This is a genomic window from Streptomyces sp. SCA2-17 (genome assembly GCF_044336695.1).
In genome coordinates, this window is the sequence record NZ_CP117521.1 from 113,498 (window position 1) to 137,133 (window position 23,636).

Annotated in this window: 23 protein-coding genes; 13 read left to right on the forward strand and 10 right to left on the reverse strand. The window is 72.8% G+C overall.

What is annotated here, in order from left to right:
• The first annotated feature begins 8 nt into the window (after positions 1-8).
• Both PS271_RS00525 and qcrB read left to right on the forward strand, forming a co-directional pair.
• Positions 9-275, forward strand: a complete 267-nt coding sequence (locus PS271_RS00525; protein WP_398379034.1) for a hypothetical protein — start codon at positions 9-11, stop codon at positions 273-275.
• Between the two features lie 34 nt (positions 276-309).
• Positions 310-2,052 (forward strand): cytochrome bc1 complex cytochrome b subunit, encoded by a 1,743-nt coding sequence (gene qcrB / locus PS271_RS00530; RefSeq protein WP_398379035.1) that lies wholly within the window; start codon positions 310-312, stop codon positions 2,050-2,052.
• 34 nt (positions 2,053-2,086) lie between these two features.
• On the opposite strand, the gene ctaF is transcribed toward qcrB, so the two are convergent.
• Both ctaF and ctaD read right to left on the reverse strand, forming a co-directional pair.
• The gene (ctaF, locus tag PS271_RS00535) at positions 2,087-2,479 is read right to left on the reverse strand and encodes an aa3-type cytochrome oxidase subunit IV (protein ID WP_398379037.1); all 393 of its coding nucleotides are present in this window, start codon (positions 2,477-2,479) and stop codon (positions 2,087-2,089) included.
• Positions 2,480-2,556: 77 nt separating this feature from the next.
• Positions 2,557-4,161, reverse strand: a complete 1,605-nt coding sequence (gene ctaD, locus PS271_RS00540) for an aa3-type cytochrome oxidase subunit I (RefSeq protein WP_398386612.1) — start codon at positions 4,159-4,161, stop codon at positions 2,557-2,559.
• A 239-nt stretch (positions 4,162-4,400) separates the two neighbouring features.
• Here ctaD and PS271_RS00545 point away from each other — a divergent pair, with 239 nt between their 5' ends.
• The 3 genes from PS271_RS00545 to PS271_RS00555 all read left to right on the forward strand — a co-directional run bounded on the left by PS271_RS00545 (position 4,401) and on the right by PS271_RS00555 (position 7,295).
• Positions 4,401-4,556 (forward strand): DUF5670 family protein, encoded by a 156-nt coding sequence (locus PS271_RS00545; protein ID WP_398379039.1) that lies wholly within the window; start codon positions 4,401-4,403, stop codon positions 4,554-4,556.
• A 137-nt stretch (positions 4,557-4,693) separates the two neighbouring features.
• Positions 4,694-6,103, forward strand: a complete 1,410-nt coding sequence (locus PS271_RS00550; RefSeq protein ID WP_398379041.1) for a glutamine synthetase family protein — start codon at positions 4,694-4,696, stop codon at positions 6,101-6,103.
• A 73-nt stretch (positions 6,104-6,176) separates the two neighbouring features.
• Positions 6,177-7,295, forward strand: a complete 1,119-nt coding sequence (locus tag PS271_RS00555) for an amidohydrolase family protein (protein ID WP_398379043.1) — start codon at positions 6,177-6,179, stop codon at positions 7,293-7,295.
• 4 nt (positions 7,296-7,299) lie between these two features.
• On the opposite strand, the gene PS271_RS00560 is transcribed toward PS271_RS00555, so the two are convergent.
• The 4 genes from PS271_RS00560 to PS271_RS00575 form a co-directional block, all read right to left on the reverse strand.
• On the reverse strand, positions 7,300-7,509 hold the full coding sequence (locus PS271_RS00560; protein ID WP_398379045.1) for a hypothetical protein: 210 nt from the start codon (positions 7,507-7,509) through the stop codon (positions 7,300-7,302).
• A gap of 136 nt (positions 7,510-7,645) precedes the next feature.
• Complete coding sequence (locus tag PS271_RS00565) at positions 7,646-8,923, reverse strand: hypothetical protein (RefSeq protein ID WP_398379047.1); 1,278 nt, start codon at positions 8,921-8,923, stop codon at positions 7,646-7,648.
• A gap of 123 nt (positions 8,924-9,046) precedes the next feature.
• Positions 9,047-10,303: a cytochrome P450 family protein gene (locus PS271_RS00570; protein ID WP_398379048.1), complete on the reverse strand. Its 1,257-nt coding sequence runs from the start codon at positions 10,301-10,303 to the stop codon at positions 9,047-9,049.
• A gap of 96 nt (positions 10,304-10,399) precedes the next feature.
• On the reverse strand, positions 10,400-11,065 hold the full coding sequence (locus PS271_RS00575) for a DUF4360 domain-containing protein (RefSeq protein ID WP_398379050.1): 666 nt from the start codon (positions 11,063-11,065) through the stop codon (positions 10,400-10,402).
• Positions 11,066-11,209: 144 nt separating this feature from the next.
• On the opposite strand from PS271_RS00575, the gene PS271_RS00580 reads away from it, so the two are divergent.
• On the forward strand, positions 11,210-12,205 hold the full coding sequence (locus tag PS271_RS00580) for an FAD-dependent oxidoreductase (protein ID WP_398379051.1): 996 nt from the start codon (positions 11,210-11,212) through the stop codon (positions 12,203-12,205).
• On the opposite strand, the gene PS271_RS00585 is transcribed toward PS271_RS00580, so the two are convergent.
• Positions 12,183-12,845, reverse strand: a complete 663-nt coding sequence (locus tag PS271_RS00585) for an NADPH-dependent FMN reductase (RefSeq protein ID WP_398379053.1) — start codon at positions 12,843-12,845, stop codon at positions 12,183-12,185. The genes PS271_RS00580 and PS271_RS00585 overlap by 23 nt on opposite strands.
• Before the next feature lies 1 nt (position 12,846).
• Entirely contained in the window at positions 12,847-14,775 is a 1,929-nt protein-coding gene (locus PS271_RS00590; RefSeq protein WP_398379054.1) for a glycosyltransferase family 2 protein, read from the reverse strand.
• Positions 14,776-15,007: 232 nt separating this feature from the next.
• Between PS271_RS00590 and PS271_RS00595 the strand changes: the two genes are divergently transcribed.
• Positions 15,008-15,886, forward strand: a complete 879-nt coding sequence (locus tag PS271_RS00595) for an ATP nucleotide 3'-pyrophosphokinase (RefSeq protein WP_398379055.1) — start codon at positions 15,008-15,010, stop codon at positions 15,884-15,886.
• A 250-nt stretch (positions 15,887-16,136) separates the two neighbouring features.
• Complete coding sequence (locus PS271_RS00600) at positions 16,137-16,466, forward strand: putative quinol monooxygenase (RefSeq protein WP_398379057.1); 330 nt, start codon at positions 16,137-16,139, stop codon at positions 16,464-16,466.
• Between the two features lie 72 nt (positions 16,467-16,538).
• Here the strand turns inward: PS271_RS00600 and PS271_RS00605 are convergent, their stop codons facing one another.
• Positions 16,539-17,423, reverse strand: coding sequence for a DMT family transporter (locus PS271_RS00605; RefSeq protein ID WP_398379058.1), 885 nt, complete (start codon positions 17,421-17,423; stop codon positions 16,539-16,541).
• Positions 17,424-17,702: 279 nt separating this feature from the next.
• Here PS271_RS00605 and PS271_RS00610 point away from each other — a divergent pair, with 279 nt between their 5' ends.
• From PS271_RS00610 to PS271_RS00630, 5 genes are all read left to right on the forward strand, one after another.
• Positions 17,703-18,209, forward strand: coding sequence for a hypothetical protein (locus PS271_RS00610; protein ID WP_398379060.1), 507 nt, complete (start codon positions 17,703-17,705; stop codon positions 18,207-18,209).
• Positions 18,210-18,360: 151 nt separating this feature from the next.
• Positions 18,361-19,074, forward strand: a complete 714-nt coding sequence (locus PS271_RS00615; protein ID WP_398379062.1) for a L,D-transpeptidase family protein — start codon at positions 18,361-18,363, stop codon at positions 19,072-19,074.
• 191 nt (positions 19,075-19,265) lie between these two features.
• Positions 19,266-19,772 (forward strand): hypothetical protein, encoded by a 507-nt coding sequence (locus PS271_RS00620; RefSeq protein ID WP_398379064.1) that lies wholly within the window; start codon positions 19,266-19,268, stop codon positions 19,770-19,772.
• Positions 19,769-21,667, forward strand: coding sequence for a GMC family oxidoreductase (locus PS271_RS00625; RefSeq protein WP_398379066.1), 1,899 nt, complete (start codon positions 19,769-19,771; stop codon positions 21,665-21,667). Before PS271_RS00620 ends, PS271_RS00625 begins: the two co-directional genes overlap by 4 nt.
• Complete coding sequence (locus PS271_RS00630; RefSeq protein WP_398379068.1) at positions 21,664-22,812, forward strand: ferritin-like domain-containing protein; 1,149 nt, start codon at positions 21,664-21,666, stop codon at positions 22,810-22,812. Before PS271_RS00625 ends, PS271_RS00630 begins: the two co-directional genes overlap by 4 nt.
• Before the next feature lie 52 nt (positions 22,813-22,864).
• Here the strand turns inward: PS271_RS00630 and PS271_RS00635 are convergent, their stop codons facing one another.
• Positions 22,865-23,626: an SDR family NAD(P)-dependent oxidoreductase gene (locus PS271_RS00635; protein WP_120757507.1), complete on the reverse strand. Its 762-nt coding sequence runs from the start codon at positions 23,624-23,626 to the stop codon at positions 22,865-22,867.
• Between the last annotated feature and the right edge of the window lie 10 nt (positions 23,627-23,636).

Consider the following 23,636-nt stretch of genomic DNA (forward strand, 5'->3'; position numbering starts at 1 on the left):
GGGGCGTCGTGCACGAGGCCTGGTACAGGGTCATGTCCATCGTGGTGTGCGTCGCGGGCATCTGGGAGGGCCCGCTGGCGATCATCTTCCGCCTCGCAAGCGACGACGGCGGGACCGTCATGCGGGCGGCGAACTACCTCTCCTCCCCCTGGTGCTACGTCGTCGCGGTCGCGGCGGGGCTCCTCGCGTACGCCGTGCTGGCCGTCCTCGACGCCGGGCGCAAGAAGGCGCTGGCCCGGCAGGAGGCGCAGAGCGACGCCCGCAGCGCCGCGTAGCCCGTCCGCGCGGTCCGGGTGACACCCGGCGATCATGCGGTTGAGCTCCCGGCGCGCCGGTTACCCATCAGCCGCGGCCCCGTGCGAGGACGCGGGTGCCGGCGAGCCGACAGGGAGCGTGCGGGTGAAAGAGAAGGTCCGGGAGGCGGCCCTGACCGGCTTCGTGGCGCTGGACCGGCGGCTGCCGGCCGCCGAGGCCGCGAAGGCGCTGCTGCGCAAGGCGTTCCCCGACCACTGGACGTTCCTGCTGGGGGAGCTCGCCCTCTACAGCTTCGCCGTCCTGGTGCTCACCGGCTCCTATCTGACGCTCTTCTTCGACCCGGGCATGACGCAGAGCGTGTACGCCGGGCCGTACGAGCCGCTGCGCGGCCTGCGGATGTCGCAGGCGTACCTGTCGACGCTCGACCTGAGCTTCGAGGTGCGGGGCGGGCTGCTCATCCGGCAGGTCCACCACTGGGCCGCGCTCGTCTTCATCGCGGCGATCGCGGTCCACATGCTCCGGGTGTTCTTCACGGGCGCCTTCCGCAGGCCCCGGGAGGCCAACTGGATCGTGGGGCTGACGCTGTTCGTCCTCGCGCTCCTCGAAGGGTTCGCCGGCTACTCGCTGCCGGACGACCTGCTCTCGGGGACGGGGATGCGGACGGCGAACACGATCGTGATGTCGATCCCCGTGGTGGGCACGTACCTGAGCTCGTTCATCTGGCGCGGGGCGTTCCCGGGGCACCTGATCATTCCCCGGCTGTACGTCGTGCACGTGCTGTTCGTGCCCGGGGTGCTGATCGCCCTGATCACCGTGCACCTGATCCTGGTGGTCTACCTCAAGCACACGCACTGGGCGGAGCGCGGCCGGACGAACCGCAACGCCGTCGGGCAGCCCATGTTCCCGCAGTTCATCACGAAGTCCACGGGCCTGTTCCTGATGCTCTTCGGCCTGCTGACCGCGCTCGGCGGGCTCGCCCAGATCAACCCCGTCTGGGCGTACGGGCCCTACCGGGCCGACCAGGTGGCCACCGACGCCCAGCCCGACTGGTACGTGGGGTTCCTGGAGGGCGCCCTGCGCGTGATGCCCCCGTGGGAGACGGTGTTGTGGGGGCACACCTTCATGTGGAACGTGCTGATCCCGACGGTCGTCCTGCCGGGCCTGCTGTTCACGGGCCTCTACCTGTATCCGTTCCTGGAGAAGTGGATCGCCGGGGACCGCTCGGAGCACCACCTGGCCGACCGCCCCCGCAACCAGGCCGCCCGGACGGCGCTGGGCGTGGCCGGCATCGTCTTCTACGCGGTCCTGCTGGCGGCCGGCGGCAACGACGTCATCGCGTTCTCCTTCCGGGTCTCCGTCAACGCCCTGACCTGGATCTTCCGCATCGCGGTGGTCCTCGGCCCGGTGCTCGCGTTCTGGGTCACCCGGCGCATCTGCCTGGCCCTCCAAGCGCACGACCGCAGGCTGCTGGCCGAGGGCCACGAGAGCGGGAACGTCGAGCAGAACGTCCAGGGCGGGCTCGGCGAGGGCCACGAGGCGCTGTCCGCCGCGCAGGGCTACCGCCTGATGGTGCGTGAGGTGCCGGAGCCCCTGACGGCGCCCCGGCCCCGCGCGGAGCTGCCGCGCCGGCAGCGGCTGCGGCTCGCCCTGAGCTCCTGGTACTACGGTCACCGCATCGAGGTCCCGGTGACGCCCGAGCAGCGGCGCGCCGTCGAGGAGCGGACGGCCGCGCCGATCGAACCGGAGGAGCCGGGCACGGCCGCCGGGAAGGGCGAGCCGGCCGGGCGCGGCAGATGACGGCGGAGGCCGGGGCCGCTGACGGCGGGGCCGGTCAGGCGTCGCGCTGCACGTACTGGAAGGCCATGCCGCCGACCCCGGCGGCCAGAACGCCGAAGCCGATGATGAACAGCCACAGCCCGAAGACGATGCCGAGGGCGCTGACGGCGGCGCCCAGGGCGGTCAGCGCCGGATAGGCGCTGCGCGGCGGGAAGAAGTCCAGCGGGCCCGCGCGGTCGGCGATGGCGGCCTTCTTGTCGTCCTCCGGCCGGGGGCCCCGGCGGCGGTAGTTCACGGCGAAGAAGAAGGCCATCAGCGACGCCATGATGAAGGAGACCGTCAGCGCGGCGCTCCCCGCGGGTTCGCGGCCGGACAGCCAGACGTAGACGGCCCCGGTGGCGAGGAAGAAGCCGGCCACGCCGGCGAAGAGGACGGCCTCGGTCTTCATACGGCCTCGGTTTTCATACGTTCTCGGTCTTCATCCGTTCTCGGTCTTCATGGGAAATGCTCCTCGGGCTGCTGCGCCTATCGGGGAAGGCTCTTCTCCTCCGCCGCCTCCAGCGCTTCGGGATGATGCAGGTCGAAGGCCGGGGAATCGGACCGCACCCGCGGCAGTGCGTGGAAGTTGTGGCGCGGCGGCGGGCAGCTCGTGGCCCATTCGAGGGAACGGCCGTAGCCCCAGGGGTCGTCGACGGTCACTTTCGGGGCGTGCCGGGCGGTGTGCCACACGTTGTACAGGAACGGCAGGGTCGAGAGGCCGAGCAGGAACGCGCCGATGGACGAGACGGTGTTCATGAGGGTGAATCCGTCGGCGGCGAGGTAGTCGGCGTAACGCCGGGGCATGCCGGACTGGCCGAGCCAGTGCTGCACCAGGAAGGTGATCTGGAATCCGGCGAAGAGCGTGAAGAAGTGGACCCTCCCGAGCCGTTCGCCGAGCATGCGGCCCGTCCATTTGGGCCACCAGAAGTAGAAGCCGCCGAACATGGCGAAGACGACGGTGCCGAAGAGCACGTAGTGCAGGTGCGCGACGATGAAGTACGTGTCGGTGACGTGGAAGTCGAGCGGCGGCGAGGCGATGAGGACGCCGCTGAGGCCGCCGAGCAGGAAGGTGACGAGGAAGCCGACCGCCCACAGCATGGGCGTCTCGAAGGAGACGCTGCCGCGCCACATCGTGCCGATCCAGTTGAAGAACTTCACCCCGGTGGGGACGGCGATCAGGAAGGACATCAGCGAGAAGAACGGCAGCAGGACGGCGCCGGTCGCGAACATGTGGTGCGCCCACACGGACGCCGACAGCATGGTGATGGCGATGGTGGCGCCCACCATTCCGGCATAGCCGAAGAGCGGTTTGCGGCTGAACACCGGGATGATCTCGGTGATCACGCCGAAGAACGGCAGCGCGACGATGTAGACCTCGGGATGGCCGAAGAACCAGAACAAGTGCTGCCACAGCAGGGCGCCGCCGTTGGCCGCGTCGAAGACGTGGGCGCCGAACTTCCGGTCCGCCTCCAGGCACAGCAGGGCGGCGGTGAGGACGGGAAAGGCGAGCAGCGCCAGGATGGAGGTGAAGAGGATGTTCCAGGTGAACACCGGCATGCGGAACATCGTCAGGCCCGGCGCGCGCAGGCAGACGATGGTGGTGATGAAGTTCACCGACCCCAGGACCGTACTGAGGCCCGCCACGACCAGGCCCATCGCCCACAGGTCACCACCGGCACCGGGCGAGTACACGGCGCTGTTGAGCGGGGCGTAGGCGAACCAGCCGAAGGGCGCGGCACCGCCGGGGACGACGAAGCCGGAGACGACGATCAGAGCGCCGAAGAGGAACAGCCAGTACGTCATGGCGTTCAGCCGCGGGAACGCCACGTCCGGGGAGCCGATCTGCAAAGGCATCACGGCATTGGCGAATCCGGCGAACATCGGGGTCGCGAACAGCAGCATCATGACCGTGCCGTGCATGGTGACCAGCTGGTTGTACTGCGCGGTGCTGACGATTTGCAGGCCCGGCCGCGCCAGTTCCGCCCGCATGACCATCGCCATGAGCCCCGCGAAAAGGAAGAAGCAGAAGGCGGTCACCAGATACATGTTCCCGATCACCTTGTGATCGGTGGTGGTGAGGTACGTCAGCATTCTGCTGCCCAGCCGGGCCGGAGGGCCGTCGGCGGTCTCCGTCGCCCCGTCGGTTCTCTCCTGCTCCAGCTGCGGCATCGCCCCTCCGTGGGCCCGTGCCCGTTGCGGGCGGGCGCCTCGTGTGTAGCCGTGTGCGCCGGAGCGCAAACCACGACTGGGCCATTCGGACGGGCGGCTGGAAGCACGCCTGTAATGACCTGCCCGCATGCGGGCAGACGAAGGAAAAGGAGGTAACCCCCATGGTTCCACTGCTGATCGTTCTTCTCCTCGCCCTGCTCCTCTTCGGCGCCGGCTTCGCCATCAAGATCCTCTGGTGGGTGGCTATCGTCGTACTGGTCCTCTGGCTCCTCGGCTTCCTCGTCCGCTCCGGCGGGGGCCGCTGGTACCGCTGGTAGCAGCCGGGCCCGGCTTCGGCTCCGCCGCCGGTGACCTGACCGGGCGGGGGGATAGGGCGTTCCGTCACCGGACGCGCCCTCGTGCGGTGTAATGGCCCACAAGAGTGGCGACACACCGGCATCCCCCAGGAGCAAGCGTGGACACACCACTGCACGAAGCCGCGGCCTCGGCCGCGCGTCAGGAAGCCGCGCGGCTGACGGCCATGGACGTGCACGGCATCATCCTGACCTGGGTCGACAACGCGGGCATCACCCGCGTCAAGGCCGTCCCCACCGCCCGGCTCGCCCACGCGGCGCAGTGGGGTGTGGGCATGTCGCCCGTCTTCGACGTGTACCTCAGCGACGACTCCGCCGTCACCAGCCGCCACATCGGCGGCCCCGACGGGGACCTGCGCCTCTTCCCCGACCTCGACCGGCTCACCGTGCTCGCCGCGCAGCCGGGCTGGGCCTGGGCCCCGGCCGACCGCAACGAACAGGACGGCACGCCGTACGCGGCCTGCCAGCGCGGCTTCGCGCGGCGCATGACCGAGCGGGCCGCGCGGGCCGGCCTCGAACTGCGCATGGGGTACGAGACCGAGTGGGTCGTCACCCATGCCGGGGAAGGGGAAGGGGCGGGCGAGAAGGCCGCCACGGGGGACGGGCCCCGCGCGGCGCACAGTGCACCGCGCTACGCCGCTCCTGGCCCCGCCTACGGCATGACCCGCATGGTCGGCCTATCCGACTACGTGCGCGACGTCCTCCAGGCCCTGGCCGCACAGGACATCGACGTGCTCCAGATCCACCCGGAGTACTCCCCCGGCCAGTTCGAGATCTCCACCGCCGCGGCCGACCCCGTCACCGCCGCCGACCACGTGGTGCTCGTCCGCGAGACCATCCGTGCCGTGTCCGCGCGCCACGGCCTGCACGCCACGTTCGCGCCCCTGGTCGAGCCGGACACCGTGGGCAACGGCGCGCACCTCCACCTCAGCCTCCGGCAGGACGGCGGCAACCTGTTCCGCGGCGGCGACGGTCCGTCCGGCATGACCCGGCCCGGCGAGGCGTTCCTCGCCGGCATCCTCCACGAGCTCCCCGCCCTGGTGGCCATCACCGCCCCGCACCCCGCGGGCTACCTTCGCCTCGCCCCCTCCCGGTGGGCGGGCGTCTTCCAGTGCTGGGGCCCGGAGAACCGCGAGGCGGCGCTGCGCTTCATCCCCGGCGCGGCCCTGGACGCGGACAGCGCCAACGCCGAGATCAAGTGCGTCGACGCGACGGCCAATCCGTACCTGACGGCGGGCGCGGTCATCGCCGCGGGCCTCAACGGCATGGAGCAGAAGTACAGCCTGCCCGACCCCGTCAGCGGCGACCCGGCCGTCACGGGCGCCGCCGTGCCCCGGCTGCCGAGGAGCCTGCCGGAGGCGCTTGAGCGCCTCCGCGGCTCGCAAGTGCTGCGGGAGGCCCTCGGGGAGCCGCTCTACGAGGCGTTCCTGGCCGTCCGCGAAGGCGAGCACGCGCGCCTGCGGCACGACTCCCCGGAGGCGGTCGTCGCCGGTCTCCGGCACCGGTACTGACGAGGGGGCTGCGCGCATGGTGAACCCGGCGGGAACGGAGTCGCACGGTGACGGACCGCCGGAGCCGGCGGACTTGGCGAACTCGGCGAACTCGGCGAACTTGGTGGACCATCACTGCCACGGCGTGGCCCGCGGCCCCCTCGATGAGGCCGGGTTCCTGTCCTACCTGACGGAGTCCGACGCCCCGGCCGCCGACGGCACCACCTTCTTCGACAGCCAGCTGGGCTTCGCCGTGCGCCGCTGGTGCCCGCCGCTGCTGGGGCTCCCCGCCCACTGCCCGCCCGCCGAGTACCTGGCCCGCCGCGCCGAGCTGGGAGAGGAGGAGACCGGGCGGCGGCTGCTGCGCGCCACCGGCATCACCGACTACGTCGTCGACACCGGACTCGCCGACGGCCTCACCACACCCGGGGAGCTCGCCGCGGCGGGCGGCGGGCGCGCCCACGAGATCGCCCGGCTGGAGACCCTCGCCGAGCGCGCCGCGGAAAAGGCCGGCAGCAGCCGGGAGTTCCTCGGCGCCTTCCAGGAGGCCGTGCACGAGGCGGCCCGTACGGTGGTGGGCTTCAAGTCGGTGGCCGCCTACCGCCACGGCCTCGACTTCGATCCAGGGCCGCCGGGCCCCGGGGAGCTCGGCGCCGCCGTGGACCGGCTGCTGGCCGCGCGGGACGCCGGCCGCCGCCTCCACGACCCCGTCCTCCTCCGGCACCTGCTGTGGACGGCCGCCGGCACCGCGCTGCCGCTGCAGATCCACACGGGGTTCGGCGACCCCGACCTGCGCCTGCACCGCAGCGACCCCGCGCTGCTCACCGACTTCATCAAGGCCGTCCGGCCGACGGGCTGCCCGCTGGTCCTCCTGCACGCCTACCCGTACCACCGCAACGCGGCCTACCTCGCCCACGTCTTCCCGCACGTCTACGCCGACGTCGGGCTGACGCTCTCCTACACCGGGGCGAGCGCCGCGGCCGTCCTCGCCGAGGTGCTGGAACTGGCCCCGTTCGGGAAGGTCATGTTCTCCACCGACGCCTACGGGCTGCCCGAGCTGTACGTGGCCGGCAGCCGCCTGTTCACGCAAGCGCTCGGCCAGTTGACGCGGCCGTGGGTGGGCGAGGGGGCGTGGCCCGCCGCCGACGCGCCCCGGATCGCCGCACTGATCGGCTCCGGGAACGCGCGGCGGCTGTACGGGCTGGCGCCCTGAGCCGTCAGACAATGCCCTCGATCGGGTTCTGAAGGCTCACGACGGTGCCACCGAAGAGGCCCACTGCAATCACTCCGTCCGCCAGGACTGTGGCGGTGCCGCCCAGGAGGTTGACATCGGCCTCCGCGTGGGCCGGTGCCGCCAGCGCCACCCCGCACACGGTCAGCAGGGCGGTGGCGGCGGCCGTCGTCAGGGCGGAGCGCAGGCGCTTCATCGCGAACTCCTCGCTAGGTGGGGAACTGTCACCCAGCTGATACCTCCCCGGCACAGCAACCACCCCCGTCCTGCCCGCACGCGCCGAAGCGCACCCCCGCACGCCCCTCATGCGGACTTGCGCTCCCGGCAGGGCGTCAACGGGCCACTGTGGGCGGGGCGTTCTCCTCCGCTCCGTGCACGCGTGCTTCTTGCAAGCGTGCACGGATGTGATCGGCCGCGCCCTCGCCGCCCGGGACCCGCTCCCACAGGGCGAGCAGGGCGGGAGCGAGGCGGGGGGCCTGATCGCCGCTGTGCTGCCAGCAGTAGTGCGCGCGCTTCAGCGCCGCCATGGCCTCCCCGTCGGCGGGTCCGCTGCGGCCGAGGCGGGCGCCGGCAGCCGTCATCCACAGCTCGGCGGCCCGGGCGTGGTCGCCGGCCATGCGGGCGAGGTCCGCGCGGACTTCGACCCACAGGCCCGCCTCGGGGCTGTCGGGCCCGTAGTGGCGCAGGGCCTGCTGCTCGGCCGCGGCGGCCATGGCCGCGGCTTCGTTGTGCCGGCCGGCGTGCGCGGCGGCCAGGATGCCGGGCAGGAGATCGTCCTGCGCGGGGACGGGGGCCGCGGCGGGTGCGGGATCGGGGTCCGGAAGCCGGACCGGGGCGGGCGCCGGTTGCTGCAAAGGGGCCGGTTGCTGCAAGGGATCCGGTCTGCCGGCGGCCCGGGGCTGGGGGTGCGGATGCGGGCGGGCCGCGGCCGCGGCGTTGGCCAGGACCGGGCCGGGCGTTCCCCACTGCAAGGGCACGGTGTCCGGGCCCTGGCCCGCCGCGAGCAGGGCGCGCCGGTGGATGGTGGGCACGTCGAGCACGGGGCCGGCGTGGGGGTCGCCGGTCTCCAGGGCTTCGAGGAGTGCCCGCGTGTACGGGCCGGCTTCGCGCGCGGGCACCGGCGGGACGGGGTTGACGACGCCGAACAGGGGCACGCCCTGGGCGATTTCGCCGGAGCCGGACCCGCTCACGACGTGCGGCCACGCGGCCGTGTCGGCCTCCAGATCCGCCATCAGCACCACCGGCCCCGCGTGGGCCTGCAAGGTGCGCAGCAGCCACGCCCAAGGCAGCCCGGTGTAGCGGACGGTGGCCGGGGTGCTGCCGGGCAGGGCCAGGTGCAGCTCGCCGCCGCGGCGGGCGGGGACCATCAGCCGCCCCGTCACCCAGACCAGGAGCGGGCCGGGCACGGCCGCGGCGTGCTGCAAATACGCCAGGGCGCTCTGCGGGCCTTCCACTGCGGGCAGTTGCACGACGTCCACGGCGCCCGCGGCGAGGAAGCGGCGGGGGTGGGCGCCCGCGACGGCGTGCGCGGTCGGATTCGGCAGGACACCTCGCCGCCGGTCAGGCGTACCGTCCAGTAACAGCACACAACCCCGGACCGTCTCGACCACTACGCACTTCCTCCCTGGCAGCACACAAAGGCACAGGCCACTGTAGAGCCCATGGGTGCGGCCGGGGGAGGAAGTCCCTCCGGCCACCCGGCCGGCAGGCCTACGGGACCGCGGGCGCCCGGGTCAGCCGGCGGAGCCGGCGCGGACCACCGGGAGGCGCCGCGGGCCGCGGACGAGGAGGCCGGGGCGGTAGGGAAGGCCGGCGGGGTCGGCGGCGAGGGCGAGGTCCGGTATCCGGGAGTCCGCGCCGAAGAGCATCGGAAGGGCCACCTCCGCCTCCAGGCGGGCGAGCCGGGAGCCGAGGCAGAAGTGCGGGCCGTGCCCGAAGGCCGCGTGGGGCGCCGCCCGTTCGCCGGAGGCGGCGTAGCGGCCGGGCCGGAAGGCGTCGGGCTCCGGGAAGACGCCGGGGTCGCGGTTGGCCGCGGCGAGGACCACGAGGACCGAGGCTTCCGCGGGTATGACCACGCCGTCGCCCAGGTCGACCTCCTCGGTCGTGCGCCGCCACGTCGTCCCCTCCAGCGGGCTGGCGTGGCGCAGGGCCTCCTCGGCGACGGCGGCCCAGCGCGCGGGCCCGCCCTGCCGGGCCGCTGCCAGTTCCCCGGGGTGGGTGAGCAGGAGGAGCGAGGCGGAGGCGATCAGGTTCATGGTCGTCTCGTAGCCGGCGAAGAGCAGCAGGAAGGCCATCGCGAGCAGTTCGCCGTCGTCCAGCCCGCCCTCGGCCTCGTCGTGGACGAGGGCGCTGAAGAGGTCGTCGCCGGGCGTCCGCCGCTTCTGCGCGATGAGCGAGGTGAAGTAGGCGTGGAGGCTGGTCCACGCCCGGTCGACGGCGCCGGCGGGGAGGGCGTCCGCGGGCGATCCGACCTGGTAGGTCCAGGTGCGCAGGTCGGCCCGGTCGGCGGTGGGCACGCCGAGCACCTCGCCGATGACGAGGACGGGCAGGGGGAAGGCGAAGGCGTCGACGAGGTCGGCGGCGCCCCAGCGGGTCAGCCGGTCCGCGACGTCCGTCACCAGCTCCGCGGTGAGCTGCTCGATGCGGGGACGGAGGGCGTCGACCCGGCGCGGGGTGAAGGCGGCGGTGGTCAGCCGGCGCAGCCGGGTGTGGTCGGGTGCGTCGGTGTTGAGCATGTGGCGGGCGAGGCAGCCGCGGGCGCTCCGGGCCGGCGAGTCCGGCTTGGGGCGGCCCGCGGCGTGCGGGGGCACGTTGGAGAAGCGCGGGTCGGCCAGCACTTCCCGGGCCTGCCGGTAGCCGGTGACCAGCCAGGCGTCCGTGCCGTTGGCCAGCGCCACCCGCGCTGCGGGACCGGTGGTGCGCAGGCGTGCGTAGTAGGGGTAGGGGTCGCGTGCGAAGGCCGGGTCCGCGGGGTCGAGGGTGTCGAGCACCTGTTCATCCTCGTCCGTCCCCCTGGTTTCCGGACAGCGGGGCCGATACCAGTGCTGGCGAGGGGTACCTGTACGGTTCCCACAACCCCGGAGCGGCTACGGCTTGGGCGGGCACTCCTTCCAGGCGATGCGGTAGACGGTGTTGATGGCGCCGTCGGTGGAGTCCATGGCCATGAAGCTGGTGGTCTTCGTGGGGTCGGAGGTGCCCGCTCCGACGCTCAGCTCGGTGTTGACGTTGAAGTTGCGCTGCTCGCCGCAGGGCGCGTACACGTACTGCGCGACCTCATTGCTGTCGGTCGCCTGCCAGCTGTCGTCCAGCGCGCCCTGGAACTGGTGCGACTTGACGGCGGTCTGCGATTGTCCCTGGAAGTAGTACGAGGCCTTCTGCTCGCCCGTGGCACCGGGTTCGAGGTGGGCGTATCCGCGGTAGTCGACGCTCGCAATCGCATAGGTGAATCCGTGCGGGACATGGACGATCAGATTCAATTGGCAGTTCTTACGGGAGTCGGTCGGCTTTGTTCCCTTTCCCACCTGGGCGAGGTACTCGCTGTAGGTGACGGTGAAGGCCGTGTTGTCCAGGGAGACGGCCACCGCGGCGGTGCCCGCGGGGCAGCCGGAACCGTTCACCGTCGCGACTTCGATCACTATTTTGTCGGGTGGCACGGCGATCGCCGGGGCCGCCGCGTGCGCCGGCAGCACGGGGCCGCACAACGCCGCCAGGGCGGCCGTACTACAGATGAGGGGAATTCTGGATCTGGGCATGGCGCTCCTATGGAGGATCGGCGGACGACCGGATCCGGGTGGGGCATCAATTCCACAGGGCAATAAAGAAGTCAACAGCACCGATAACCGGGGAAAGGAGTTCCGGACACGGCGGTGCGGGGCCGGCACCGGTACGGTGTCGGCATGACGAGCGACGCGATCGTCGTGGGGGCCGGGGTCATCGGGCTGACCACCGCGGTGGTCCTGGCGGAGGCCGGGCGGCGGGTGGAGGTGCGGAGCCGGGAGCGGCCCGCGGAGACCACCTCCGCCGTGGCCGGCGGCCTCTGGTGGCCGTACCGGATCGAGCCCCGGGAGGCGGTCACCGCCTGGGCCCTGGAGTCCTTCCGGCAGCTGTCCCGCCTGGCGGACCGGCCGGACGAGACGGGCGTCCGGCTCGTCGGCGGCACGTACGCGTGCACGGAGCAGGAGGAGCGGAGCGGCTGGGCCGCGGGCGTTCCCGGGCTCCGGCCGGCCGCGGCCGGCGAGCTGCCCGCGGGCTACGGCCACGGCGTCCGCGCCCGTACGCCACTGGTGGACATGCCGGCATATCTCGGGTATCTGGAGCGGAGGTTCGCCGCGGCGGGCGGCACGGTCATCCACCGGGCCGTGGAGGATCTGGCCGAGGCGGGCCGCGCCGCACCCCTCGTCGTCAACTGCACCGGCCTCGGCGCCCGCGACCTGGTCCCCGACCCGGCGGTGCACCCCGTACAGGGACAGGTCGTCGTCGTGGAGAACCCGGGCGTGAGCGAGTGGCTCGCCGCTGAGAACCGCGCGACCGGCGAGATCCTCAGCATCTTCCCGCAGCCTTACGGGGTGGTCCTCGGCGGGACCGCGCGCGAGCACGTCTGGGACCGCACCCCCTCGCCCGGCACGGCCGGGTCGATCATCAGCCGCTGCGCCCGCGTGGACCCCCGGCTGGCCGGAGCCCGGGTCCTGGCCCACCGGGTGGGCCTGCGCCCGGCCCGCTCCCCCGCGCGGCTGGACGCCGGCCGGCTGCCGGGCGGGGCACGGCTGGTCCACAACTACGGCCACGGCGGGGCGGGGGTGACGGTGTCGTGGGGCTGCGCCCTCGCCGCGGCCGCGCTCGCGGACGGGGACGACCCCCGGAAGGACCCCGTCAGTCCTGGGCGCGCTGGGTGACCGGGGCGTCCGTGCAGTCGCCCAGGAACTCGTACCAGCGGCGGCGCAGGCACACGTAGCGGGCGTCCGCCTCGACCAGTCGCAGGAACGACGTCACCGACTCCACCAGGCGGGCGTGGAGCCCGCTGTCGGCGAGGTCCCCGTCGCCGGTGAACCCCTCGTGCGCCTTGGCGAGGCTGAACATGTCGGGGTAGACGCGCGTGCCCAGGTGTTCGAGGGGGACGCGCAGGGACCACAGCCCGCGGTTGCCGCCGATCATGGACGGCGACGCGGAGACCAGGAGGGCGTGCTTGTCCTTGAACGGCTGGGGGCGGACGCGGGAGACCCAGTCGATGGCGTTCTTCAGCACGCCGGGCATCGAGGCGTTGTACTCCGGGGAGGAGATGACAAGCGCCTGGCACGCGGACAGCCGCTCGCGCAGCGCGAGCGCCCCGGGCGGCACGCCCTCGGCGTCCTCGGTGTCACCGTTGTAGAGCGGCATGGCGAACTCGTCCAGGCGGGCGTGGTCGACCTCCGCGCCCGCCTCGTCCCGGACCAGGCGGGCCACCAGCGAGGCCAGCCGGGCGTTGAGCGAGTCGGCCCGCAGGGACGCGCCGAGCACGAGCACCCGCATGGGGCCGGGAGCGGTCTCGCCGGCCATGTCAGGCCGCACTGTGCTGGGTGCGGGGGCGGGAGACCGCCGGGCCGTCGCCGGCGCCCCGGCCGCTGGGCCGGCGTTCGCGCGCCCGGTCCGCCAGCCACACCGCCGCCGGGCCCAGCGCGGTGATCAGCGCCATGCCGGCCCACACGCGCATGGCGAGCGAGGAGTGGCCCAGGAACACCGACGCCACCAGGCACACCGCGAACATGCAGGCCCACCACAGGTGCGTACGAAACGTCGCGGTGCAGTCCCCGGACGCCGACGCGCCCTTCGGGGTCACCACGAAGCCCGAGCGGCGGCGCAGCAGGGCCTGGCCCATGGCCCGCGCGTACAGCGGGGCGGATACCGCCGACATGACCATCCCGGCCACGCCCGATGAACCCTCCGGCTCGTGCGGGCTGACGTTGTGGCGGCGGTTGATGACGTACAGGCAGATCTGGAGGACGGCCGCGTCGCCGTAGAGCATCAGCCACACCTGCGAGGGCACGTTGATCCCCGTGGCCCCGAGGCCGAGGAAGAGGAAGCAGGAGACGCCGCCGAGGACCCAGGTCATGGCGGCCATGGGGTAGTAGGCGACCAGGAGGCAGTAGTTCCACAGACGGCCCGGGGACAGGGACCACACGGCGCGCCCGAACTGCCGCAGGAGGGTCTCGAACGTCCCGCGCGACCAGCGCAGCTGCTGGGAGAAGAAGTCCGTCCACGACGAGGGGCCCTCGCCCACGGCCAGGACGTCGGGGGTGTAGACCGAGCGCCAGCGGCGGCCCGTCGCCGGGTTCTTCCGCCGGTGGATCTCCAGGCCCGTCGCCATGTCCTCGGTGATCGAGTCGTAGAAGCCGCCGATCTGCTGGAGGACGCTCACCCGCACGCAGTTGGACGTCCCCACGAACATCGGCGAGCCGTAGCGGTTACCCGCGCGCTGCACCAGGGCGTGGAAGAGGAACTGCTGGCTCTCGGCGGCCTTCGTCACCCGGGCCGAGTAGTTCCCGTACACCTGCGGGCCCACCACGAAGGCCACGTCCGGATCGCGGAAGTAGCCCAGCATGCGCTCCAGGAAGTTCGGCAGGGGCACGTGGTCGGTGTCCACGCACGCCACGAAGTCGTAGCCGTGGCCGTGCGCGTCCAGCCAGGCGTTGTAGTTGCCGTGCTTCGTGCGGGCCCGGTACTTTCCCGACGGCCGATTGTAGCGCGCCACGCCCTTCCGGGAGAAGTGCCGCACGCCCAGCCGCCCGCACAGCGCCCGCGCGCCCGGGTCGTCGCCCTCGTCCAGCAGCCACACGTCCACCAGGCCGTCGTAGCCGACCCGCACCGCGCCCTCCAGCGTCGCCGCCACCATGGCGAGGGGCTCCTTGCCCGGCACGAACGTCGTGCAGAAGGCCACCCGCGCGCCGGGCTGCGCGCGCACCGGCACGGGGTCCCGCGCCACGCACGAGGCGTGGGCCACGGAGACCACGTTCACCACCCGGAACACCTCGACCAGCCCGACCGACGCGAGCATCACCGCGTCCACCGACCCCGGCCACCCGTCCCGCACCACCCAGTGGCCCGGCCACAGCAGCCACACCAGCACCCCCGCCGCCATCAGGGGCGCGAGTGCCACCAGCAGCCCCACCCACACCCCCGTCACACCCGCCCGGCCCCGCAGCCCCTGGTACGCCACCCGGTAGGCCCCCGGCGGCACGGGCTCCTCCATCGCCCCCGCCAGGCGGCTGAAGCCCTCGTAGTCGTAGTCGCCACCCGGTGCCGCGCCCGTCAGGGGACCCGCCGCACCCCGCTCCCCCGCAGGCCCCGGTACGGCGCTCCCGCCGCCTGCGCTTTCGCCCTCACCGGCTCCCTCTTCGGCGACGACGCCGCGCCCCGACACCTGCACTCCACCCACCACCGCAACCACCGCCCATTCCCCCACCACCGGAACCACCCCCAAAGGGGTCATTAGTCCGCAAAACGTAACAACGCACTGGAGCGATCATCCGAAGAATGCGGCCAACACACCCCCTCGTCACCCGCACGGCTCACAGGACTCGTACGGCCACATTTCGCCCCGGAACCGCCGCGATCCGGCCAAAGGCGGGCCGTGGAGCGTGCCGTTCAGTTACCGGTGCGGGCCCCCGCCGGTTGTATGAGGCGCCGGACATCACCTCACGCGCCGAAGGACGAATCACACGGTGATCACCAACCGCACTGCCCCCCGACTCGCCGCCGTCGCGGCGCTCGCCGCCGCCCTGAGCGCCGGACCGGTGCAGAGCGCCCTGGCCGACGGCAGGGCCGGAGCGCACCCCGGGTCCACAGGCAAGACGGTCGCCGCAGCCGGAGCGGACGGGCCGGACCGGGCGGACCGGCTCCGTGACGACAAGGGCGGGTGGAAGGGCGACGGCCTGTCGCTCAACGCCGCGGACAACAAGAAGGTCGACGAGTTCCTCGCCCGCGCCCGCTCCGCCGAGCAGACGGTCAGCCCCGAGATGCAGGCGGTGGCCCGCATCAGCCACGCCACCCTCATCGGCTTCGACCACCGCCTGAAGTCGCCGGACTCGCTCAAGCGCAAGGTCGCCACGGCCATGAAGGAGGAGCCCGGGCAGACCGTGGACGCCACCCTCGCCAGGATCAGCGACTCCGTCCGCTACACCCTCCAGTGGCCTGACGGCAGCTACACCAACGGAGTGACGATCGCCTCCTCGGCCCTGTCCCTGTGGGGCAACGACAGCGTCAAGTGGTCCAACACCTGGGGCCGGAAGCACGGCTACAAGGCCATCAACGCGGCCTGGCGCGACCCGCACTCCCAGCACGTCTTCGAGGTGCAGTTCCACACCCCGTCGAGCAAGTGGGCCCAGGAGGCCACCCACAAGCTGTACGAGGAGCAGCGGCTGCCCACCACCTCGCCCGAGCGGGCCCGCGAGCTCCAGGAGCAGCAGAACGCCATCTTCGAGTCCGTGCCCGTCCCCGACGGCGCGGAGGACCTCACCCTCCCCGCGGCGCCCGCGCAGGGCCGGCCGGAGCCCGCGCGAACGCTGCCGGCGCCGGTCGAGCAGCCCGTCGCGGCCGCGTAGGGCGCTCTGTCGGACGGAGCCGCGGCCCGGGGGGGTGAGTTCGGCCGGGCGGACGCCCGCCCGACTGGCCGTCCCGCCGTAACCGGGGTGGAATTTTCCGGGAGGGCCGGAATCGCTGTCGTCCCTGCTTCACCGGGTGCCCCCGCCTCCGCCAGCGTGGGCACCGGCGCGGGCGCTCCCGCCCGCCGCCGGCAGGGACCGGGACCGGCCCGCCGCCCCGGACCACCGCCCGAACACGACAGGAGCCGCCATGATCTTGATTGTCGTCAAGATGACCGTCCGCCCCGAGTTCACCGACAAGTGGCTCGACCTCGTCGGGGACTTCACCCGGGCCACCCGGGACGAGCCGGGCAACCTGTTCTTCGAGTGGTCCCGCAGCGTCGACAACCCGAACCAGTTCGTCCTCGTGGAGGGCTTCGCCTCCCGCGAGGCCGGTGACGCGCACGTGAACTCCGCGCACTTCAAGACCGCCATGGACGAGATGGCCGAGGCCATCGCCATCACGCCGCAGATCATCAGCACCGAGGCCCCCGGCAACGGCTGGTCCGCGATGGCGGAGCTCACGCCGCGCAACCTCTGAGCCGCGCAGTCCGGTGGCGGAACGGCACGGCCGTTCCGCCACCGGGGCGTACCCGGGCCCGGGCGGCGCGTGTCAGTCGGCTCCGGCGGGAGCCGTCGTCACCAGGTCCCGCGCGAGGGCGACGCGGGAGATCGTCACCGCCCCGTACAGCACCAGGGCGGCTCCGGCGGCCTCCGGGAGGATCCACCAGCCGCTGCGGACCCGCTCCTCGTACAGGGTGATGCCCAGCGAGAGGCTCACCAGGGCGTCGCCGAGGGTGAGGGCGGGCTGGGAGGCGGTGAGCGGGCCGGACTGCATGGCGTTCTCCAGCAGGAAGAGGGCCATGACGCCGGTGACGGCGAACCCGTACGTCTGCCAGGACAGGAAGAAGGCGGTGGCGCCGCCGTCCTGCCACGCGTGCGTCGCGTCCTTCATCAGGGCGGCGGTGAGGGCGTAGCCGACGGCCGCCGTGGTGCCGAAGCACGCGGCGCGCAGGCCGCCTTCGGGGTGGCGCAGGGCCGTGGCGGTCAGCACCCCGATGAGCGCGAGGCAGCAGACGAGGGCGAGCATCCAGCGGTCCGCGGGCGGCTGCACGGTGCCGGAGGTGGGCGCGGCGGCGGCGAGGGCCAGGCCGAGTCCGGCCGCGATGCAGACGGCTCCGCGCCAGGCGGGCGACGTGACCTTGCGACCCAGCATGATCCCGCCGAGCAGGAGGGCGAAGGGCAGCTCCAGCACGAAGACGGGCTGGACGACGGCCATGGCGCCCTGCGACAGCGCGAGCGCCTGGAGGCAGGCGGCGGCCATGACGGCGGCCATGCCGCCGAGCCAGGCCTTGCGGCGCAGCAGTTGGGCGAAGAGGTTCAGGCGCAGGCCCGGGGCGAGGGGGACGGTGCGGGCCGCGCGGCGCTGGAGGACGACCGCCAGGGCGTTGCTGACCGCGGCGAGCAGGGCGAAGAGGATCGCGGGAAAACTCCGCACGGTGCCGTTCCTTTCGGGCCCCACGGCCGGAATCGGGTATTCCTGGGCGGTGGATCCGGAATGCTCACTGCTATCTTCCGCCGGTCGCGGGTGAAAGCGGACCAGGCGCACCGACAGGAGCCCGCGGCACCCATGGCGGAGAATCGCTGGCCGTCCGTACGGAGAAGTGAGCGGGCGTTGACAAGCGGGGGCGGCGCCGCAAGGGTTGGCCGTTGCAAGCGAAAGGCACGGGAATGCAGGCGAGTTGAACTCATCCCCTTCTCCGCAGCAGGAGGAAATGTGTCCAAGCGCTCGTGGTTCGCCGCCCTGGCCCTCGTGGCCGCATCCGTTTCCGGTCTCGCGGCGGCACCCGCCGCCCAGGCCTCCGGCACCGCACAGGAATCGGCCTCCGCCTCACAATCCGGCGCCGCGGAGCTCCGCGGCAGACATCCCGAACTCGACGGCGCCCGGCTCAAGGGCGTGAACAGCCCGGCCGTCTATCTGATCCTCGACGGCAAACGCCGCTGGATCCCCAACCCGGCCACGTACAACAACCTGTTCCGTAACTGGAACGGAATTCAGTCCGTCGTCGACATCGGTGCCATTGACGACGGCGGGCAGCTGTCCGACGGCGCTATTCTCGCGAAGTCGCCCAGCGGGCCCGCGGTTTACCTCGTGAGCAACGGCGTCAAGCGCTGGATCACCAGCCCGGCCGCGATGGACAAGTACTACTTCGACTGGAACAAGATCGTGAGCGTCTCGCCCGTCGCCCTGAACGCGATCCCCACGGGCGCCTCCATCTCCTAGCGGTGCGCCCGCTGCTCCGTTCGAGGGGTCACCGTCCGCAGTGGCGGCGGCCCCTCCCCGGCGGCCCCGGCCCCCTCGGCCTTCCGGCCTTCCCGGCCGGCCCTCCGATCCCGGCTGCAACCACCGGCCGGTGCTATCAGTCTTACGTCACATGGGAACACTTAGCAGGAACAAGACGGTGCGCCCGGTCACGGCACGCCGGCTCGGGGTGCTGCTGGGCACGCTCGGGCTGACGGCGCCGCTGACGCTGGCGTTGAGCGGGCCGGCCGAGGCCGCCCCCGCCTGCACGACCCGGACCGGGCCCTACCAGAAGGAGGCCGAGAAGTTCCTGGGCAGACCGGTGGACGGGCGGCAGTCGCCCGCCGACTGCAAGGCGATCCAGGACTTCCAGACCAGTCACCGCATCACGCCGAACATCGGCTTCGCGGGGCCCGTCACCTGGGCGGCGATGCAGGACGAGATCACCCGGCGGGATCCGAACGCCGCCGGGAAGTGCCCCGTGAACAAGGGCCGGATAGCCTGCGTCGACCTCACCCGCCAGATCAGCTGGATACAGGACGGCAGGTCCGTGCGGTTCGGCCCCGTGCCGGTGCGCACGGGGCGGGACGGCTACGAGACGCGGACCGGCGCCAAGAAGATCTACTGGCGGTCGATCGACCACTGGTCGACGATCTACAAGGTGCGGATGCCCTACGCGCAGTTCTTCGACGGCGGGCAGGCCTTCCACGCCATCGACGGCAGCGTCTGGTCCCCGCCCGGCTCGCACGGCTGTGTGAACATGCGCACCGGTGACGCCAGGACGTACTGGTCCATGCTGGGCAACGGCGACAACGTCTTCGTCTACGGCCGCAAGCCCGGCACCTGAGCGGACCCGGAGGACCACCCCTCCACTCCGCGGTCCGGACGGCCCCCGCTCCCCCGAGCGCGGGGGCCGTCCCCATGCCGCCGAACACTCATACGAGTGAAGGGGATTTGTTTCCTCTTCACTCACCGTGGAGTCTCCGATAGACATGCGTCAGGTCCCACGGAGGGGTGGTCACGCATGGGTGGGCACGGATGACACCGAAGACGAGCACGTCCGCACGTTCCCTCGACGATTTCCTCACCGCCTCGGCCGCCCTCACCGGCTTCGACGCCTTCGACCTCCACGGCACGGGCATGGCCGGCCTCTATCACCGGACCGCGCTGGAGCAGGTGGGCGGCCCGGCCGTCGGCCGCTTCCTCGACGCCCTCGACGCCGCCGGGGGCGACCCGGACCGCATCACCGACGAGACCGCCCGGGACATCGCCCGCGCCATCGCCCACATGTGGTACCTGGGGGTGTGGCCGCAGCTCGCCGCGCCCGTCCACACCGCGCTGGGCCGCGAGCGCGCCAACACCGCGTTCACCGTCTCCCCCGAGGCGTACACCGAAGGTCTCGTGTGGCGCACCTTCGACGGCCACCCGGCGGGCGCCAAGCCGCCCGGCTTCGGCACCTGGGCCGAGCCGCCTCCCGGCGCTCCTGCCGTCGCCCGGGCGAGCGAGCGGACCGGCCTCCCCTCGCAGCGAGAGGCCGGCTCGTGAGCCCGGCCCCGCGCCACGGCCGCGCGCGGTACGACGTGGTCGTCGTCGGCGCCGGCCTGTCCGGCTCCCTCGTCGCCAAGGAGCTCGGGGACAAGGGCTGGCGCGTCCTCGTCCTGGAGGCCGGCACCGGCACCCTCGGCAGCTGGCCCGCCCACCTCGGCGCCCTGGACACGTACTACGCGGCCCTGGCCAAGGTGCCCAACTCCCCCTACCGGCCCAACGCCGCGGCCCCCTCCCCCGACGTCCTCGATCTCACCGGTCTGCCCTCCGGGGGCTACCGCGCCCACGGCTATTTCCTCCAGCAGGGCCCCTTGCCCTACGGCAGCGACTATCTGCGCGCCGGCGGCGGCACCGTCCTGCACTGGCTCGGGCTCACCCCGCGCATGCACCCGGAGGACTTCCGCACCCGTCGCACCTACGGCTACGGCCGGGACTGGCCCATCGGCTACGACGACCTGGAGCCCCACTACCGCGCCGCCGAACGGGCCCTCGGCGTCGCCGGTGACGCCGCCGAGCAGGCCGAGGCCATCGGGCTGCCGTTCCCCGACGGCTACGTCTATCCGATGCGCGCGATCCCCCGCAGCTACGTGGACGACGTCTTCGCCTCCCGCCTCGACGGCGCCGCCGTCCGGGAGGCGCCCGGCGCCCCCGCCACCACGCTGCGCGTCGTCGGCGTCCCCCACGCCCGCAACAGCACCCCCGATCCGCGCTACGACGGCGGCCGCGGCTACCGCCCGGTGGGCGCGGCGGGCCTGCCCAACTACGGGGAGCGCTGCGTGGGAAACGCCTCCTGCGTGCCCATCTGCCCCGTACAGGCCAAGTACACGCCGCTCAAGACGCAGGCCGCGTGGGACCGCCGCCGGGTCCGGCTCCTCACCCGGGCCGTCGTCAGCCGCGTCCTGGCCGACGGGACGGGCCGTGCGCTCGGCGTCGAGTACCTGGAGTACGAGGACCCGGCGGCCCCCGCCCCCACCACCCGTACGGCCGAGGCGGACGTCGTCGTCCTCGCCGCCCACGCGATCGAGAACGCCCGGCTGCTCCTGGTCTCCGGGCTCGCCAACCATAGCGATCAGGTCGGGCGGAATCTGATGGACCACCCGGTCCTGCTCGGCTGGGGGCTCCTGGACCACCCGGTCGGACCATTCCGCGGGCCCGCTTCCACCGCGGGCCTGGAGTGCTTCCGCACCGGGCCCGCCCGGCGCTCCCGGTCCCCGTTCCGCATCGAGATCAGCAACTGGGGCTGGAGCTGGCCGGCGGGCTCGCCCGGCAGCGACGTGGCCCGCCTGCTGGGCATGGGGGCGGACCCCGCACAGCCCCGCGGCAAGGGCCTGTTCGGGCCCCGGCTGCGGGCCGCGCTGGGCCGGGAGATCGGCCGGCAGGTCTCCGTGCAGTTCCTCATGGAGCAGGAGGCCGAGGAGCGCAACCGCGTCACCGTCGACCGGCGCCGGCCCGACCGGCTCGGCATTCCCCGCCCGGTCCTCACGTACGACCTCTCCGACCGGGTCAAGAGCGGCATGGCCGCCGCGAAGGCCGTCTCCGACCAGATCTTCGGCCTGCTGGGCGCCGAGGACCGCACGGCGTACGGGCCGGGGCCGCTCTCCCCCGGCTGGTTCCGCTTCCAGGGCCGGGACTTCTCCTTCAACGGCGCCGGGCACGGCGGCGGCACGCACGTCATGGGCGACGCGCCCGGCACCTCCGTGGTCGACTCCTGGCAGCGCTGCTGGGACCACCCCAACCTCTACGCCGTCGGCTGCGGCAGCATGCCCTCGATGGGCACCTCCAACCCCTCGCTGACCATGGCCGCCCTCGCCCTGCGCAGCAGCGAGCGCATCCACCGCGACCTGACGGCGGCTCACCGGCCCGCCTCCGTACACCCGCAGGAGGGACGCCCATGAGCACCGCACCGCCGCCGGACGCCCCCGCAGGGGCCGCGGCGGAGCCGGCCCGGGTCGAGGAGCCGCCGTTCCGGGTCCCGCGCGACCGCGCCGACCTGCACGTCTTCCTGCAAGCCGCACTCACGCTCGAACACCTCACCATCCCGCCCTACCTGACGGCGATGTACACGCTGCGGCCCGGCACCAACCGGCCCGCCTTCTACGCGATCCGGGCCGTCGTGCTCGAAGAGATGCTGCACATGACCCTCGTCGCCAACCTGCTCAACGCGGTCGGCGGCACGCCCCTGGTGGCCCGCTCCCGGTTCGTCACCAGCTATCCGGCCCTGCTGCCCTACAGCCGCGACAAGATGCCGGTGGCCCTGCGCCACTTCGGCACCGAAGCGCTGGACACGTTCTTGTACATCGAGCGGCCGGAGTACGTGGCGGAGCCGCCCGGCCATCCGTCCGTGGCCGGCGACACGGGCTGGACGTCCATCGGCCAGTTCTACAACACCATCCGCGCGGGCCTGGTCCGGCTGACCGCGGAGCTGGGCGAGGCCGGGCTCTTCAACGGTGACCCGCGGCGGCAGGCCGGCCCGGAGGACTTCTACAACTCGGGAGGAGAGGTCTTCCCCGTGACCGGCCTGGCCTCCGCCCTCAAGGCCCTGCGGGTCATCACCGAGCAGGGCGAGGGCGTCAGCCGCAGCGTCTACGACTCCGACGACCTGCTCTTCGGCGAGGCCCGGGAGCCCGCGCACTACTTCCGGTTCCACGAGATCCGCCGCCGGCGCGCCTACGGCCCGCACGACACCCCGGCCTCCGGCCCGACGGGCCCCGCGATCGAGGTCAGCTGGGAGGACGCCTATCCCATCGACCCCGCGGCCAGAGTCACCGACTATCCGCCCGGGAGCGCCGTGCGGCGCGCCGCCGAGCGCTTCAACGAGGCCTACGCCCGGCTGCTGTGCGTGCTGGAGAGGGCCTACACCCGGGATCCGGCCGTCCTCCACGCCGCGGTGCCGGCCATGCTGCGGCTGCGCGAGCTGTCCGTGCAGCTGTACCGCAATCCGCACCCCGACCCGGCCCGGCGCGCCCGGGGCCTGCACGCCTCCGCCACGTACGAGATCACCGAGGAACTCCTCGGCCGGGCCCGCCGGAGCCTGCGGTGAACGTGCAGAAAGGGGCGGGGCGCCGGGCACCCCGCCCCCCTTCTGCGGCCGGTCAGGCCGTCATGCCGCCGTCCGCCACCAGGTCGTGGCCGACGACGAAGCTCGCGGCGTCCGAGGCGAGCCACTGCACCGCGGCGACGATCTCCTCCGTCTCCGCGACCCTGCCGATCGGCACCGTTCCGGCCACCCGGGCGTTCCGGTCCGCCTCGCTCTCGCCGGGGCGGAAGGACATCGAGGTGTTGGAGGCGCCGGGGCTGACGGCGTTGATGCGGATGCCGTCCTTGATGTGGTCCAGCGCGGCCACCCGCGTCAGGGCGCTGACGCCGGCCTTGGAGGCGACGTAGGCGGCCATGCCGGGGCGGCGGCCGTGGAAGCCGATGTTGGAGGAGGCGTTGACGATCACTCCGCCGCCGTGCTCGCGCATGTGGGCGATCTCGTACTTCATGCACAGCATCACGCCGGTGAGGTTGACGCCGACGAGCCGGTGCCAGGTGGCGAGGTCGGTGTCGGCCAGCGGCGCGGGCGGGGCGAAGAGACCGGCGTTGTTGTGCGCGATGTGCAGACCGCCGTGGCGGGCGACCACCGTGGCGACCATCGCCTCGACGTCCGGCGCGCTGGTGACGTCGGCGGCGACGGCGCTGGCCTTGCCGCCCTCCTCCTCGATGAGCCGCACGGTCTCCGTGGCGGGCTCCAGCGCGACGTCGACGGCCACGACGGTGGCGCCCTGGCGTGCGAAGGCCAGGGCACTGGACCGGCCTATGCCGGAGCCCGCCCCGGTGACGAGGGCGACCTTGCCTTCGAACTGTGCGGTCATCTGGTTCTCC